The organism is Marinobacterium lacunae, from assembly GCF_000705555.1.
GTDB lineage: Bacteria > Pseudomonadota > Gammaproteobacteria > Pseudomonadales > Balneatricaceae > Marinobacterium_D > Marinobacterium_D lacunae.
In genome coordinates this window covers 182,222-194,787 of sequence record NZ_JMQN01000011.1, presented here as the reverse complement: position 1 = coordinate 194,787, position 12,566 = coordinate 182,222, and the positions used below count along the sequence as shown (strand labels likewise).

Sequence of the window (12,566 nt, the reverse complement as noted above, 5' to 3'; positions counted from 1 at the left end):
CGGAGCAGCAGCTCCGGAGCTGTTTCTTTTTCTGGAGTTGATACACACGATGACGCGCAAACATAACTTCAGTGCGGGTCCGGCCGCGCTGCCGGAAGCGGTACTGGCTCGTGCGGCAGAGGAGATGCTCGATTGGCACGGCAAGGGGCTCTCCATTATGGAAATGAGTCACCGCAGCCCAGAATTTGTTTCAGTGGCTGAGGCCGCTGAACAGGATCTGCGTGACTTGATGGATATCCCGGCCAATTACAAAGTGTTGTTCCTGCAGGGGGGCGCCACCAGCCAGTTTGGCATGGTGCCGATGAACCTGCTGCGTGGCGCTGGCACGGCTGACTATATCGATACCGGCATCTGGTCTGCCAAGGCGATGCAGGAAGCCTCGCGTTATACCCGGGTGGGTCTGGTTGCCAGCACCCAGGGCGAGAACTATACCCGTGTGCCGGCTCAGGCCGAACTCACGCTCAACCCTGAAGCCGCGTACGTACACTATACCAGCAACGAAACCATAGGCGGTCTGGAGTTCGACTACGTGCCGGAAACCGGCGAAGTGCCACTGGTTGTCGATATGTCGTCGGATATTCTGGCGCGTCCCATCGATGTCAGCCGCTATGGATTGATCTATGCCGGTGCCCAGAAAAATATCGGTCCCGCGGGTCTTACTGTCGTTATTGTGCGAGAGGAGCTGCTCGGTAACACGCTTCCAGGCACACCGACCATGTTTGACTACAAAGTGCATGCCGATGCGGATTCGATGAATAACACGCCGCCGACCTTCGCCTGGTACATGACAGGTCTTGTATTCAAGTGGCTCAAGGAGCAGGGTGGCGTTGAAGGGATCGCCAGGCTTAACGAGCGCAAAGCGTCCAGCCTCTATGCCGCGATCGATGCATCCGATTTCTACGCCAACCCGATCGCGCCGGCCAACCGCTCGATCATGAACGTACCGTTTACGCTGGCCGACAGCGCGCTGGATAAGCTGTTCCTTGAACGCGCCGAGCAGGCAGGCCTTTTAAACCTCAAAGGACACCGTTCTGTCGGCGGTATGCGAGCGAGTATCTACAACGCCGTTTCGCAGGACTCGGTCGACGCACTGATCGCCTTTATGCAGGAGTTCGAGCGCACAGCCGGTTAACGCGGAGATAGCGATGAGCGATCAACAGCAAAATCAGGAGCGGGCGCTGAAAGTCGTACGCGACCGTATCGATCAGGTCGACCGTGACATTCAACGACTGCTTAACGAGCGTGCACGCTGTGCTCAGGAAGTCGCCGAGATCAAATCCCGCTTTGACAGCCAGGATGCGATTTTCTACCGGCCAGAGCGCGAGGCCCAGGTGTTGCGCCGGGTTATGGCGCGTAATGAAGGGCCACTTCCTGATCAGGAAGTGGCACGCCTTTTCCGCGAAATCATGTCGGTCTGCCTTGCGCTTGAGCAGCCGCTCGATGTGGTTTTTCTGGGGCCTGAGGCGACCTTCACCCAGCAAGCGGCCTTGAAACATTTTGGGCATTCGGTGCGTTGCTCGTCCGTGGACAGTCTCGAAGCTGTATTTCGTGATGTGGAGTCCGGACATGCGAACTACGGAGTCGTGCCGATCGAAAATGCCGCCGATGGTATGATCAGCCATACATTGGATCTATTCAGTCGCTTCAACGTCAGCATCTGTGGTGAGGTGGAGTTGCGCACGCATCAGCACCTGCTGATGAGCAGTGCTGTGTCTCTGGAACAGCTTGAAGTGATCTATGCCCACCCCTTTGCCCTCAATCAGTGTCGAACCTGGCTCGATGCCCATTGCCCCGATATTGAACGTGTGGCGGTAAGCTCGAACGCGGAAGCTGCGCGAAGGGTAAAAGACTCCTCAGGAGTGGCCGCTGCAATTGGCGGTGATATCGCCGCTGACCTCTTCGAGCTGGAAGTGGTGCAGGCCAACATTGAGGATCAACCGGACAATACGACCCGTTATCTGGTTATCGGGCGGCAGGTTGTGGGCCCCAGCGGACAGGATAAAACCTCCATTTTGCTGATGGTGCATGACCGGCCAGGGGTGCTGTATGAGCTGCTGGATCCGTTCAGGAAGCGCAATATCAGCCTGACGCGTGTCGAAAGTCGCGCCGCGCCACAATCCGATTGGGATATGTTGTTCTATCTGGATTTTGAAGGGCACAGCGAAGAGGCGGCTGTTCAACAAGTGCTGGCAGAGCTGGAGTCAGGTTCTGTGGAGCTCAAGCTGCTAGGGTCTTACCCGAAAGCGGTGCTTTGAGAGCCTGCTATACGGAGCGACAAAGTGTCGATCGATTTTTATTCACAGGCAGTTCCAAGTATTACCGCGCTGAGTCCCTATCGACCTGGAAAGCCCGCCGGGGAGTTGCAGCGGGAGATGGGGCTGAGTGATATCATCAGTCTTGCCAGTAACGAGAATCCGTTGGGTCCCAGCCCGCGAGCCCTTGCAGCGGCTAGTGCTGCGCTTATGAGGGTCGAGCGCTACCCGGACGGTGCAGGGTTCGAACTCAAGGCTGCACTGAGCAGCGCATACAATGTTGGGCCCGAGCGCATCACGCTTGGCAACGGTTCCAACGAGTTGCTTAATCTTGTCGCACGGGTGTTTGTTCGCCCCGGCGATGAGGTGATCTATTCCCAGTACGCGTTCATCGCCTACCCAATTGCAACGCGTGCATGTCAGGCGCACCCTGTGGAAGTGCCTGCCAAGATGTATGGGCATGATCTAACAGCGATGGCTGGTGCGGTCACTGAACGCACGCGGCTGATCTATCTGGCCAACCCTAACAATCCCACCGGTACGGCGTTTAGCGACTCAGCGCTGCGTGCTTTTCTCGATGCAGTACCCGCCCATGTCGTGGTCGTGCTGGATGAGGCATATACCGAATATGTCGATGTGGATGCCGGGTTGCCAAATGGTCTGGCGCTGATTGATGAGTACGACAACCTCGTGGTGACACGTACCTTCTCCAAAGCCTTTGGCCTGGCCGGCCTGAGAGTGGGCTTTGCCGTGTCGAATCCCCAAATCTCGGACTTGATGAATCGTATTCGCGAGCCGTTCAATATCAATGTAGCGGCACAGGCTGCGGCTGCGGCAGTGCTGACCGACAGCGACTATCTGCAACAGGTTCTCGATACCAATCGCCGGGGCATGGTACAGGTATCGGAAGGGCTGCGACGTCTGGCCGTGGAGTTTCTGACCTCGCAGGGTAATTTCGTTACCCTTGATCTCAAGCGGGATGCACAGCCTATATTTGACTCGCTGCTCAGGCAAGGCGTCATTGTGCGTCCGTTGCAGCCCTACAACATGCCGCATCATCTGCGCGTGACCATAGGGCTTGAACAGGAAAATGCGCGTTTCCTTGCTGCGCTCGAGAGGGCTTTGATGTGCTGAGGTTTTCAACCCGTAAGGTGTTGGTTATCGGGCTGGGACTGATCGGAGGATCCTTTGCCCGAGCCCTGCGGACACGGGGGCTGGTTGATGAGGTTGCGGGATATGACCGCAATCGTGGCGAGTGTGAGCTTGGATTGTCACTGGGGGTGATCGATTGTGTCGTCGATGATCTCGAAGCGGCGGTTCGCAAGGCCGATCTGATTGTGCTCGCTGTGCCCGTAAAAGTGATGGAACAGGTGCTCTGTGAGATAAAGCCTTGGCTGAACCCCCAGACCCTCCTGACCGATGTCGGCAGCACCAAAGGCAATCTGGTGGAAGCTGCCAGGCGTCTGTTTGGCACATTGCCATCGGGCTTCGTACCGGGGCATCCCATAGCGGGTACTGAAAAAAGTGGTGTCGGCGCGTCTGATGAGTCGTTATTTGTACGGCGTAAACTGATTCTCACGCCGCTGCCCGAAACCGATCCTGAGGCGACCTTGGCGATCGCTCGTCTATGGCAGGGAGTGGGGTCGGAAGTGTTGCAGATGGAAGTGAGCCGTCACGACGAGGTTCTTGCTGCTACAAGTCATCTACCCCATCTTCTGGCGTTCTCTCTGGTCGATACCCTGGCTCATGAAGCCGAGAATACCGACATTTTCCGCTATGCCGCGGGTGGTTTTCGCGACTTTACGCGTATCGCCGCCAGTGATCCCACCATGTGGCATGATATCTGTTTCGCCAATCGTGATCAGTTACTCGCTCAGATCGATCGTTTTTCATCCGGCGTGGAACGGCTGCGTGATGCTATCGAGCGTGGCGACAGTCAGGCGCTGTTGGGCATCTTCACGCGCGCCAAGTCTGCCCGAGAGCATTTCTCCCGCATTCTTGCACGTGCCGCCTATTCACCGGACTTACACAATCACCCGGTAACCTTTCGCGTCCGTCCGGGTAACAGCATCAATGGGCGAGCTGATCTGCCTGGTGATCGTTCCATATCCCACCGTGCAGTCATGCTGGCGGCCTTGGCCGACGGCGTGACTGACATAGAAGGTTTTCTGGAAGGCGAAGACAGTCTTGCGACGCTGCAGGCGTTTCGGGATCTTGGAGTGGTTATCGAAGGCCCCCATCAGGGGCTGGTGAGGGTATATGGCGTCGGGCTTCACGGCTTGCAACCGCCGGTCGGGCCTATCTATTTGGGCTCCTCCGGTACCTCCATGCGATTATTGTGTGGCGTGTTGTCTGCTCAGCCGTTTGCCACCGAACTGTATGGCGATCAGACGTTGAGCACTGTTTCGATGTCCTCTGTGGTGGAGCCGCTTCGTCAGATGGGTGCTACGATCGAGACAGCGGAAAATGGTTGCCCGCCGATCAGGATAACGCCTGTGGAGGCGCTGGAAGGATCGGAGCAGCCGTTGCGTGTCAGTAGCGCACAGGTCAAATCGGCGCTGCTTCTGGCCGGGCTGTATACTCAAAAGCAGACCTGTATCGAGCAGGTAAAGCCATCGCGCGACCACACTGAGCGGATGTTAGGCCGATTCGGCTGTGAACTGAAGGAAAAGGGTGGCCTGCTGATGATGTCGCCGGGGCGGAAGCTGACAGCGACGCGACTGCGAGTGCCAGGCGATCTGTCAGCCGCAGCATTCTTCATCGTGGCGGCGACGCTGACTCCCGGCGCGGAATTGACGCTGGAACATGTTGGTATTAACCCGACGCGTATCGGATTGCTTGAGCTCCTTCGGCAGATGGGCGCAGATATTGAGTTGATCAATGCGCATGACGAATGTGCGGAACCGGTGGCTGATATCCGCGTGCGACATGCTCAACTGAGGGGGATAGAGATCCCCGAGCATTGGCAGTCGCTAGCACTTGATGAGTGTCCGGCGCTGTTGGTTGCCGCTGCGCTAGCCGAGGGTGAGACTAAATTGCATGGCGCTGCCGATCTGTTGGCCGCCAATAACCGACTGGCTCTGATGTCCGAGGCCCTGACCCAGCTTGGTGTGCCGGTCCGTGTCGAAGGCGACAGCGTTACGATTCGCGGCGCCAGGTTACATGGTGGGCGTGTCAGCAGTGGCGGTGATCCGCGCGTTGCGATGGCACTGTCCGTGGCTGGTCATTGTGCGAGCGCACCTCTGGACATTGATCAGTGTGCTTCGGTGGCACTGTTCTGTCCTGAATTTGTGGATCAGGCCAGACGTATAGGAATTGCACTGTATAAGGAGGAGGGCTGATGTCCCGCCGTGAACAACAGGTTCCCGTTCTGACCGTTGACGGTCCAAGTGGATCGGGGAAGGGAACAATCTGCCGCTTGCTGGCGCAAAATCTTGGATGGCATTTGCTGGACAGCGGAGCGCTTTATCGTCTGACAGCACTGGCCGCTCGCCACCACGGCGTGAGCCTTGATGATACCGAAGCGCTGGAGGTGCTGGCCGCTCACCTTGACGTGAAGTTCGTTGCCGGCGAGGCAGACCAGGAGCTGCAGATTGTGCTTGAAGGGGAGGAGGTGACCCTGGCGATTCGTACCGAAGAGGTTGGAAATGATGCGTCTGTCGTGGCCGCGCAGGGCCCCGTTCGAGAGGCATTGCTTAGCCGGCAGCGTGATTTCGCTCAGGCGCCGGGGCTGGTAGCTGACGGTCGTGATATGGGCACCGTCGTGTTCCCGGATGCTTCGTTGAAAATATATCTCGATGCCAGCGCACAGGAGCGTGCGAGGCGTCGCTATAACCAGTTGATTAGCAAGGGACTGGGTGCTAGCCTTGAATTGATATTGGACGATATCAGGGCACGTGACGAACGCGATATGAATCGTGCGGTTGCGCCTCTGAAACCGGCGCCTGAAGCAATAATTCTTGATACCACCAAGATGACGATAGATGAGGTTCTGCTGGCGGTGCTGGACGAAGCAAGACATAGAGGGCTGCGCTGACGCGGCTCCATTTTGAGGACCGAGGGTAATGAGCGAGAGTTTTGCTGAGCTGTTTGAGGAGAGTCTGAAGGATCTGGATATGGCGCCGGGCTCGATCGTGACCGGAACGGTGGTCGCTATCGACAACGATTTCGTTATCGTAAACGCCGGTCTGAAATCCGAGGGCGTCATTCCGCTGGATCAGTTCCGCAATGAGAGTGGCGAAGTCACGCTCAAGGTCGGAGACGAGGTTAAAGTTGCCCTTGAAACGCTCGAGGATGGTTTTGGCTCGACCCAGCTCTCTCGCGAAAAGGCCAAACGTGCTGAGGCATGGTCTGTCCTTGAAAAAGCCTATGAGGCCGAAGAGACGGTTACCGGCCACATTACCGGAAAGGTGAGGGGCGGTCTTACCGTCGACGTCAATGGTATCAACGCCTTTCTTCCCGGTTCTCTGGTCGATATACGCCCGTTGCGTGACACCTCTCATCTCGAAGGGCAAGAGCTCGAATTCAAGTTGGTGAAGCTGGATGCACGCAGCAATAACATCGTCGTTTCACGTCGGGCGGTGTTGGAAGCAGCGTACAGCGAAGAGCGTGAAAAGCTGCTTGAGAAAATGGAAGAGGGCGTTGTGCTCAAGGGCATCGTCAAGAATCTCACTGACTACGGTGCGTTTATCGATCTAGGTGGCATCGACGGTCTTCTGCACATTACTGACATCGCCTGGAAACGCGTGAAACACCCAAGCGAAGTGCTCAAGATCGGGGATGAAATCGACGTTAAGGTGCTTAAGTTCGATCGGGAGCGCAGTCGAGTATCACTCGGTCTCAAGCAGCTGCAGGATGATCCTTGGACCCAGCTCACTAAAGAGTACAAGGTCGGTGACCGGGTGACGGCACGTGTGACCAATCTGACCGATTACGGGTGTTTTGCCGAGATCGCCGAAGGTATCGAAGGGCTGGTTCACGTTTCCGAGATGGACTGGACCAACAAGAATATCCATCCCTCCAAGGTGGTGCAGATCGGAGAAGAGGTTGAGGTGATGATCCTCGATATCGATCAGCAGCGCCGCCGCATCTCTCTGGGTATGAAGCAGTGTCAGCAAAACCCCTGGCAATCGTTTGCATCTCGCTTCAAGAAGGGCGACACGATCAGTGGTGCTATCCGTTCTATCACCGACTTTGGCGTTTTTGTTGGCCTTGACGGTGGAATTGACGGTCTCGTTCACCTGTCGGATCTCTCATGGGACGAGCCCGGTGAAGAGGCTGTAAAGCATTACACCAAGGGACAGGAGGTCGAAACTCAGGTCCTGTCGGTCGATCCGGAGCGCGAGCGCATTGCTCTGGGTATCAAACAACTTAACTCTGATCCGTTCATAGAGTTTGCCGATGCCCATCCCAAAGGAAGCATTGTCACTGGACAGGTTGTCGAAGTGACGCCGCGTGAGGCTAAGGTCAGCCTGGTCGAGGGTGTCGAAGGCACTTTGAAGGTATCGGAACTGTCGCGTGACCGAATTGAAGATCTGACTGCCGAACTTAGCGTGGGCAGTGAGCTTGAAGCGGCAATCCTAAGTGTCGACAGACGTAATCGCGTGATCAATCTGTCCGCGAAGCAGGTCGAAATGCGGGAGCAGAAGGCGGCCCTGAAGTCTGTTCAGGAGCAGGTCGACGAGACCGGACCTACGACGATAGGCGATTTGATCAAGGCTCAGATGGATAAGCGAGATTCCTGATCAGGCTCTGAGGTCAGCTGGCTTTGGGGCCGGCTGACAGAGGCCTGTAACCCGGTGAGGAGCTGAAATGACAAAGTCTGAACTGATTGAGCACCTGATAGACGCCCATCCTCAGTTATCAGTTAAGGATGTCGAGCTTGCGGTGAAAACCATGCTGGATCATATGACCGAAGCACTGTCTGACGGTGATCGAATCGAGATCCGTGGATTTGGCAGTTTTTCCCTGCACTACAGAGCGCCACGCATTGGGCGCAACCCGAAGACCGGTGAGTCGGTGCCATTACCTGCGAAGTATGTGCCGCACTTCAAACCGGGAAAAGAGCTACGTGATCAGGTCAATCAGAGTCTTGATGGAGAGGTCTGACCGATTGGATCGATGGATAGAGGTGACGTGACTTGAACTGGCTTAAAACCCTGCTGGCGACGGTAATCGGGTTAGTAATTATTGCCGTAGGTATACTGTTTACTGTGCATAACACCGAGCCGGTCTCAATCGATTTGGTGTTTGTGCAGTTGCCGGAAGCGACACTGTCGCTGTGGTTGATTCTTGCGTTTGTAACCGGTGGCGTGTGTGGCGTGCTGTTGAGTACTCTGACCATCCTGGCTTTGAAGACGCGTCTGCGAAGTGCTCAGCGTAAAGTGAATAGCAGCCGGCAAGAGATTGACCGCCTGCGCACCGCGGCGCTGAAAGATTCCGCCTGAAAATGGGGCTCGATCCCTTATTACTGTTGCTGTTGGTAGCGGCCATCGGAATAGGGTGGTCGCTTGGGCGCTGGCAATATGGTGAAACCAGTCGGCGTTCGACAGCATCCCCGCCCAATTCGGATCTAAGCCGTGAATACTTTCAGGGTTTAGATCATCTCATGAGTGATCGTACGGACGAGGCCATCGAGAGTTTTGTCCGTGCTCTGGAGATCAACTCCGATACTATCCCTGCGCATCTTGCGTTGGCGCGACTGCTACGGCGCAAGGGCGATGTTGATCGGGCCATTCGAGTTCACCAGACCCTGTTGGCCCGTCCAGGGCTGTCTCATCAGGATTTTATTCGTATCCAGATGGCGTTGGCGCGTGACTACGAAGCCATAGGGTTGCTGGATCGGGCAGAAAACTTGCTGAATGAAATCATTCGCGATAATCCGGGGCCGGAGATGAAAGCTCAGGCCCTGAAGCTGCTTGTTAAACTCTACGAGAAAGAGGGCGAGTGGCAGCAGGCGCTTAACAGTGGGCGTAAGCTGGATGCGGCCAGCAGAAGTGGTATTACCGTCGCGTTGTCGCAGTATTGTTGCGAGTTGGCGGAAGCGAATCTAAGTCGGCGACAGTGGCGAGAGGCGGAATATACGTTGCAGGAGGCGCTGAGCCTGAATCCCAAATCTGTGCGGCCGAACCTGCTGATGGCGAAGATCGCAATGGAGCGGGAAGACTGGAAAGGAGCGATCAAAGCGCTGCGCGCGGTTCGGGAGCAGGAGCCCCTTCTGGTATCGGAGACTATCGATATGTTAAGCCGGTGTTATGAAAAAATCCGGCGTTTGGGCGAGTATGAAAGCTACCTTGAAGCGTGTATGGTGCATGCGCCTTCGACCACAGTATTGTTGGCACGCGCTGAGTTGATTCGCGAACGGGACGGTGTAGTGGCTGCCGGTCTATTCATCACTGAAGAGCTAAAAAGCAGGCCGTCGGTGCGAGGCTTCAACCGCCTGATTGACCTGCATCTGGAATATGGATCAAGCAGTGCCCGAGAGAGTTTGAGTGTTCTTCGCGGACTCACCGGGCAGTTGGAACAGAGTAAACCTATTTACCAGTGCGTCCGTTGCGGTTTTGCCGGGCGGATCCTGCATTGGCACTGCCCATCCTGCCGCGAGTGGGATAGCACCAGACCAATTCAGGGGCTGGAGGGTGAATGAAGCTGATTGAGAGAGCGTTATGAGTATTGAAAAGCCGGTTATTGTCGCATTGGACTATGCGGACCAGGGCAGTGCGCTGGAGATGGCCAGACAGTTGGACCCTAAAGCGTGCCGGGTCAAAGTGGGCAAGGAGTTGTTCACGCGGGCAGGGCCTTCGATAGTCGAGGCGTTGCAAGGGCTTGGGTTCGATCTGTTCCTGGACCTTAAATTCCACGACATACCCAATACCACAGCCAAAGCGGTGCGTGCCGCAGCGGAGCTGGGTGTATGGATGGTCAACGTTCACGCAAGCGGCGGTCGACGCATGATGGAAGCGGCGCGTGAGGAGTTGGGCAAGGTTTCAAGCGTTGATACCCAACTGATAGCGGTCACCGTTTTGACCAGTATGGAGCGAAGTGATTTGGCGGAAATCGGTCTGGATATCGATCCGCTTGAGCAGGTGCTGAGGTTGGCTCGACTGACCAAGGACTGTGGTCTCGATGGTGTCGTATGTTCTGCACAGGAAGCCAAGGTGTTGCGTACCGAGTTAGGTGATGCCTTCAGTTTGGTTACGCCGGGAATCCGTCCTGCCAGCGCGCAAGCGGGCGATCAGCGGCGCATTCTAACGCCAGCCGATGCGATAGCCGCGGGGTCCAGCTATCTAGTTGTTGGGCGTCCGATTACGCAGGCGGCATCTCCTGCTGAGGCTGTTGCAGCTATTCTGGCCGAGGTTAAGCAGGCGAAGTCTATGAAGTGACAGGCCGGTTGGCAAACGGTTAAGACGCAGGGTATAGTTTGCCTGTCGATCAATGGATGATCGGCAGGCTTATCCAAGCCAGCACAATTTAACTGAAAAGGAGTTCATCATGCGTACTTTTCTTAAGACGCTTGCACTAAGTCTCGCCTTTATATCCCCTCTTGGTTTTGCCTCACCCGTTAATATCAATACGGCCTCAGCGGAACAGATTTCCGATGCCTTGCGCGGCATTGGTCCTGCCAAAGCGCAGGCAATTGTTCAGTACCGGGAACAGAAAGGGGCATTTACCAGTGTTGAGCAGCTTGCCGAGGTAAAAGGGATCGGGAGCGCTACGCTGGAAAAGAACCGGGATCAGATAGTGATTGAGGCGGCCGAGGGCGAGCACTGATCGCCTGGAAAAAGGCCACCGGTCTTAGGGTGGTGGCCTTTTTCCAAATCCTAGAGTACGAACGCCAGGGTCAGCGGAATGATGGCGAGGCTAGCCATGTTGCTGATCAGGACGATCGAGGCGACTTGCTGAGGTTCCTGGTTGTAGCGCTCGGACACCATGTAGTTCAGCACCGCCGGGGGCAGTGCGCCGAAGAGTATCAGATACGCACTCTGTTCTTTATCAAGCCCCAGTAACCAGGTGGCGGGAACCGCAATCAAAAGTCCGCTCAGTGGTGCGATAATCGACCCCCAGAGACCGGGTTTCCAGTTACTGAAATCGATGCTGGTCATACGCACGCCGAGCGAGAACAGCATCAGCGGGATCGCGATTTTACCGAGCATGTCGATCGGTGTGGCGACGATCATCGGCAGCGGCAGTTCAAGCAGGCTCCATACGAGGCCCAGTCCTGTAGCCAGAATCATCGGATTGCGCAAAAGGGCCATCGGGTGGGTGCGATGATCCATGATGTACGCGCCCACTGTGAAGTGAAGCAGGTTTTCTACAAGAAACATCACCACGGCGGCCGGTAGTGCGTACTCGCCAAACGCGAGTACCACCAGTGGTATTCCCAGGTTACCGCTGTTATTGAACATCATTGGCGGAACGAAGGTTTTCGGCGCGACACCAATGACCCGGCAAAGAGGCCACACCAGCAGTCCTGATCCCAGAACCACAAGCAGTGCTCCAATTGCGAGATCCAAGTGTGCAATGAGGTCAAAGGATTTTGCCGACATAACGGAGAAAATCAGTGCCGGACAAAACAGATCCATATTGATCCGGTTGGCGACCGACATGTCGGTGTGGGAACGGCGAGCATAAACATAGCCAAGGCCGACGATAGCGACCAGGGGGATTACGGTCTGGCAGATACGCTCAATGAGCTGAAGCGGTGTGGCATCCATGTAACATCCTATACGCAGGGGCGAGCCCCTGCGAAGCCGGGACGCCCTTCGGCGCCAACCGGCAGGACGTCATTTGAATCAGAGGTATTGCTTGCCGGTCGGAACGACAAAAACTGGAATCTTAGCCTGACGTACCACGTGATGGGTAGTGGGGCTGTGATGTCCGAAGGTATTTTCCTGTCCCATGACGATCAGGTCGGCGCCGAGTTTTTCGGCCTGTCGCAAAATGGTTTCCGCATGCTGGCCTTCTGCGACGACAGGTTCGATGTCGAAATCGAAGTCTCGATCAATCGCCTTCAGCTCTTCATCGCGGAATTTCTCCAGGCGCTCTTTCATCTGCTCGAGTACGCGATTGATGCCTTCATCGTGCATTTTTTTGATCACGTCGTCCGGCAGGTAGCTATGGATCAGTGCGCGACCCATTTCACCAACCGGTTCTACAACGTGCAGCATAATGACGCGTGCCTTCAGATTATGGGCCAGCTGAACGGCCTGGCGAAATACGGGGCGAGTTTGGGCGCCCAGTGAACTCGTGTAGAGGATGGTTTTGATTTCAGGCAGTGCCATATTGTTCTCCTTCAGTGGCATTCGCTCACGCGTC

The 12,566-nt window shown here is 56.0% G+C and carries 13 protein-coding genes; 11 read left to right on the top strand and 2 right to left on the bottom strand.

Annotated features, from left to right (window positions below):
- Nucleotides 1-49 precede the first annotated feature (49 nt).
- The 11 genes from serC to ADIMK_RS01950 all read left to right on the top strand — a co-directional run bounded on the left by serC (nt 50) and on the right by ADIMK_RS01950 (nt 11,021).
- Nucleotides 50-1,132: a 3-phosphoserine/phosphohydroxythreonine transaminase gene (gene serC / locus ADIMK_RS02000; protein ID WP_036182896.1), complete on the top strand. Its 1,083-nt coding sequence runs from the start codon at nt 50-52 to the stop codon at nt 1,130-1,132.
- 13 nt (nt 1,133-1,145) lie between these two features.
- Nucleotides 1,146-2,255 (top strand): prephenate dehydratase, encoded by a 1,110-nt coding sequence (gene pheA / locus ADIMK_RS01995; RefSeq protein WP_036182894.1) that lies wholly within the window; start codon nt 1,146-1,148, stop codon nt 2,253-2,255.
- Nucleotides 2,256-2,279: 24 nt separating this feature from the next.
- Nucleotides 2,280-3,386 (top strand): histidinol-phosphate transaminase, encoded by a 1,107-nt coding sequence (gene hisC / locus ADIMK_RS01990; protein WP_036182892.1) that lies wholly within the window; start codon nt 2,280-2,282, stop codon nt 3,384-3,386.
- The gene (locus ADIMK_RS01985; protein WP_368085814.1) at nt 3,380-5,593 is read left to right on the top strand and encodes a bifunctional prephenate dehydrogenase/3-phosphoshikimate 1-carboxyvinyltransferase; all 2,214 of its coding nucleotides are present in this window, start codon (nt 3,380-3,382) and stop codon (nt 5,591-5,593) included. Before hisC ends, ADIMK_RS01985 begins: the two co-directional genes overlap by 7 nt.
- Complete coding sequence (cmk, locus tag ADIMK_RS01980; RefSeq protein WP_036182891.1) at nt 5,593-6,288, top strand: (d)CMP kinase; 696 nt, start codon at nt 5,593-5,595, stop codon at nt 6,286-6,288. The genes ADIMK_RS01985 and cmk overlap by 1 nt, the downstream gene beginning before the upstream one ends.
- 28 nt (nt 6,289-6,316) lie before the next feature.
- Nucleotides 6,317-7,996: a 30S ribosomal protein S1 gene (gene rpsA / locus ADIMK_RS01975; protein WP_036182889.1), complete on the top strand. Its 1,680-nt coding sequence runs from the start codon at nt 6,317-6,319 to the stop codon at nt 7,994-7,996.
- Between the two features lie 67 nt (nt 7,997-8,063).
- On the top strand, nt 8,064-8,360 hold the full coding sequence (locus tag ADIMK_RS01970) for an integration host factor subunit beta (RefSeq protein ID WP_036182887.1): 297 nt from the start codon (nt 8,064-8,066) through the stop codon (nt 8,358-8,360).
- Nucleotides 8,361-8,392: 32 nt separating this feature from the next.
- A complete protein-coding gene (locus ADIMK_RS01965; protein ID WP_036182885.1) occupies nt 8,393-8,698 on the top strand; it encodes a LapA family protein in 306 nt (101 codons plus the stop codon).
- Between the two features lie 2 nt (nt 8,699-8,700).
- Entirely contained in the window at nt 8,701-9,897 is a 1,197-nt protein-coding gene (gene lapB / locus ADIMK_RS01960) for a lipopolysaccharide assembly protein LapB (RefSeq protein ID WP_036182883.1), read from the top strand.
- A 19-nt stretch (nt 9,898-9,916) separates the two neighbouring features.
- Complete coding sequence (gene pyrF / locus ADIMK_RS01955) at nt 9,917-10,633, top strand: orotidine-5'-phosphate decarboxylase (protein ID WP_036182882.1); 717 nt, start codon at nt 9,917-9,919, stop codon at nt 10,631-10,633.
- 109 nt (nt 10,634-10,742) lie between these two features.
- Nucleotides 10,743-11,021 (top strand): ComEA family DNA-binding protein, encoded by a 279-nt coding sequence (locus ADIMK_RS01950; protein ID WP_081849621.1) that lies wholly within the window; start codon nt 10,743-10,745, stop codon nt 11,019-11,021.
- Nucleotides 11,022-11,071: 50 nt separating this feature from the next.
- Here ADIMK_RS01950 and ADIMK_RS01945 read toward each other — a convergent pair whose 3' ends face one another.
- On the bottom strand, nt 11,072-11,965 hold the full coding sequence (locus ADIMK_RS01945) for an AEC family transporter (protein ID WP_036182880.1): 894 nt from the start codon (nt 11,963-11,965) through the stop codon (nt 11,072-11,074).
- Between the two features lie 78 nt (nt 11,966-12,043).
- Nucleotides 12,044-12,532 (bottom strand): universal stress protein, encoded by a 489-nt coding sequence (locus ADIMK_RS01940; RefSeq protein WP_036182877.1) that lies wholly within the window; start codon nt 12,530-12,532, stop codon nt 12,044-12,046.
- Nucleotides 12,533-12,566: the final 34 nt, after the last annotated feature.